At 73.6% G+C, this 1,151-nt stretch carries 2 protein-coding genes; both read right to left on the bottom strand.

Annotated features, from left to right (window positions below):
- Positions 1 to 576 (bottom strand): RAMP superfamily CRISPR-associated protein (locus C1I98_RS39090; RefSeq protein ID WP_233508581.1); only part of this gene is annotated, 576 nt, incomplete at its 3' end.
- Positions 573 to 1,151, bottom strand: a 579-nt coding sequence (locus C1I98_RS42365) for a hypothetical protein (RefSeq protein WP_158558410.1), incomplete at its 5' end; no start/stop codon positions are given. The genes C1I98_RS42365 and C1I98_RS39090, both read right to left, overlap by 4 nt.

Raw genomic sequence — 1,151 nt, 5'->3', positions numbered from 1 at the left:
GACGGCCCCGTAGCCCCTCCCGGTCGCCGCCCCCAGCCGGATCTCCCCGGCGGCGAGGGCGGCCAGCATCGCGCCCATCCGCGCCTCGTCGCGGGCGGCCTCGTCGCGCGACTCGATGTCGATCTCCAGTCGCAGGTAGTGCCCGGCGGGCACGACGGCCCTGCCGTACAGGAACTCCTGCGCCGCCGTGCCGGTGACCCGGTCGATGCCCACCGAGGGCCGGTATTCCAGGTCGCTCAGGCCGAGCAGCGGCGTCCGGTCGTCCTGCCGGGTGTCATTGGCTATCAGCGCGTCCGCCACGAAGACCCGGGCCGCGTGACCGGTGACGGCGTCCCCCCACAGCTCGGCGAGGCCGTCGCCGGTGTCGTCCCGGCCACGCGACCAGTTCCGCAGCACCCCGGCCAGCGAGGTGCCGGGGACGTAGAGACGGCCGAGGCCGTCCCTGGCGATCGGCAACGGGTCGGACGGGTCGTCGCCCACGCCGCCGACATGCAGCGGCGACCTGGTCCGCAGCCAGCCTCGCACCCGGATCCTGCTGGTGACGTGGCGTCCGACCCTGCCCGTTCCGGCGTTCACATTCGCTCCCCTTCCTCCGCTTGTACCGCCTCGTCGCGGGCGTGTCCGGCCAGGCAGGCGGTGACCAGCACCCAGATCGCCTCGCCGCGCAATTCCGCGCGCAACGCGGTGGCTCCGTCCGTGGTCACCACCAGCCGGTCGTGGTCCAGGGCCAGCAGTTCCCAGACACGGTCCGGATCAGTGATCAGCGCGTGCAGCGGTTGCACCGCTTCCGGCGGCCAGCTCTCCTCCTTCCTGGTCAGCCAGGCCAGCCGGTTCGCCGCCCGGTCGTCCGACGAGTCGTACGGCAGGTCGGAGACCACCTCGCGCAGCGCGTTGAGCTGCGTGGTCGTGACACCCGCCGGGGTGATGGCCGAACGCGCGCGCCGGTCGCCCCTGATCCGCTCGCAGGCCCGGTGGATCTCCGCCCGCCAGGCCGCGCGCTCGAAGACCCGGGCGGTGGCATGGCCGTCGTCCTCCGGGGCGAGCGGCAGGGGAACTGACGAGATCTCCGGCGCTGCCGCGGACTGCGTCGCGGACTCGGCCGGGCGAACCAGCAGGTCGTGATCGAACTCCACCTGGCCGAACCCCTCGGC

The organism is Spongiactinospora gelatinilytica (genome assembly GCF_003236385.1).
Taxonomy (GTDB): domain Bacteria; phylum Actinomycetota; class Actinomycetes; order Streptosporangiales; family Streptosporangiaceae; genus Spongiactinospora; species Spongiactinospora gelatinilytica.
The sequence above is the reverse complement of the archived record's forward strand: the minus strand, read 5'-3'. Positions and strand labels throughout refer to the sequence as shown.